The sequence below is a fragment of the Beijerinckia sp. L45 genome (assembly GCF_009765775.1).
Taxonomy (GTDB): Bacteria; Pseudomonadota; Alphaproteobacteria; order Rhizobiales; family Beijerinckiaceae; genus RH-AL1.
In genome coordinates, this window is the sequence record NZ_LMUU01000155.1 from 1 (window position 1) to 1,676 (window position 1,676).

General features: G+C 64.1%; 2 protein-coding genes. One reads left to right on the forward strand and one right to left on the reverse strand.

The features are described 5' to 3' along the window. Positions 1-198: 198 nt before the first annotated feature. Entirely contained in the window at positions 199-360 is a 162-nt protein-coding gene (locus tag GSQ79_RS16170; RefSeq protein ID WP_158809718.1) for a hypothetical protein, read from the forward strand. Between the two features lie 312 nt (positions 361-672). On the opposite strand, the gene GSQ79_RS16175 is transcribed toward GSQ79_RS16170, so the two are convergent. Beyond that, the coding region (locus tag GSQ79_RS16175; RefSeq protein ID WP_246725382.1) for a methyl-accepting chemotaxis protein at positions 673-1,676 on the reverse strand (1,004 nt) is incomplete at its 5' end.

Sequence of the window (1,676 nt, forward strand, 5' to 3'; positions counted from 1 at the left end):
CGTCTCGGCGCGAAGCCCTTCGAGCCCCGGAAAGGCCCGACGAGTAACCACACGAAGGCGGAGACACGGGACGCCGGCTTGGCTTTCGATCGATTGCGCGATTGAAGAGTTTGAGCCTGCTCGCATAGGCGAGCCGTCCGTTCAGCCTCCGGCCGAAACGAAGCGTGCCTTATACAGGGAATGGTGGGAGAGGCAAGGGTGCGTGCAAGCGCTTGCCTCCGGGGCGGGGCCTGGTTGTCGTCGCACGAGGAGGGGCTGCTGGCGAGCTGGCTCTGCATGAACCGGCTTGTTCTGCAGGCCTATTGGGATGGCGCGATCGACTATACCGAAGATGCGATTGCCGCCTTGAAAAGCCTTTAGATTTATCAATTTACCTTGGCGACCCAACGCCCCCGATATCCATTTCCGACGGTGTCGGGGTATGCGCCGGCGGTTCGGCGGGATTGACCGCTGCTCTGTACCTAGCGCGGTTCAAACGAAATCTGCGGGACCGAATATTGTTTCGATGCGCTTGACTCGGCCTTGGGCCTGAAACGCTCAAGCCTCGCGCGATCGCCGCGGCACGCATTTATAAGCAATGCGAGTATAAGCAATGCGAGATCCCCACCGAAGGCGAGCCTGAAACGGATTGGGGAAGCGGCCTATGGAGGTCCGAAGCGATGGGCGTTCGTCTTAAGCGACCGCTCGCCGGGCCGATGCAGCGTCTGCCGTCCACGCGTTGCTTGGAACCCTTTCGGCAACGAGCCGCGGTGCGGCGCGCGCGATCTGGAAATGGTTCGTCAGCCCGACCAAGGTCTCAGCCTCGCCCTTTAGGCCGCTGACAGCCGAACTCGCTTCCTCGACCATGACGGCGTTCTGCTGGTTGGCGTAGTCCATCGTCTGCACGGCCGTGCTGATGGCCTCGATACCGAGCGCCTGTTCCTGCGCAGACAAGGCGATGTCGGAAATCAGCCCATCCATGCGGGCGATGCGGCCGACGATTTCCTGCAGCGCGTCGCCGGTGTCGCCGACGAGGCGCACGCCGCGCGTCACCTGCTTCGAGCTTTCGTCGATCAGCGCCTTCATCTCGCGCGCCGCCTCGGTCGAGCGGACGGAAAGGCCCCGGACCTCATGGGCGACCACGGCAAAACCGCGACCGGCCTCGCCGGCTCGCGCCGCCTCGACGCCCGCGTTGAGGGCCAGCAGGTTGGTCTGGAACGCGATCTGGTCGATCACCCTGATGACTTGCTTGATGCGCTCGGCACTGGCCGCGATCTCGGACATCGTCGACGTGGTTTCGCGCATGACGGCGCTGGAGCGCAGCGCCTCGCTTTTCGTTTGCGACGCGACGGCCGCGGCATCCCGCACGCCTTCGGCGCTGCTTCGCGACGTTGCCGAAATCTCGTGAAGCGCGGCTGCGGTCTCTTCCAGGGTTACGACCTGCTGGCTGGTCCGCCCTGAGAGGCGGTCGGAGGAGATTTCGATTTCGCGGGAGATCTCGCGGAGGCCCCCGGCAGACTCGGTGATCGATCCGATCGCGTCTTGCAGACGCGTGACCACGTTGTTGAAATCGTCGCGCAACGTGTTGTAATCGCCGGGAAGACGATCGGCGATCCGGTAGGTGAGATCGCCTTCGGCCAGCTTCCGCATCGCGGTGCCGACCGAACCGACCACGAGCCGCCGCTCCTGCGCCAGCG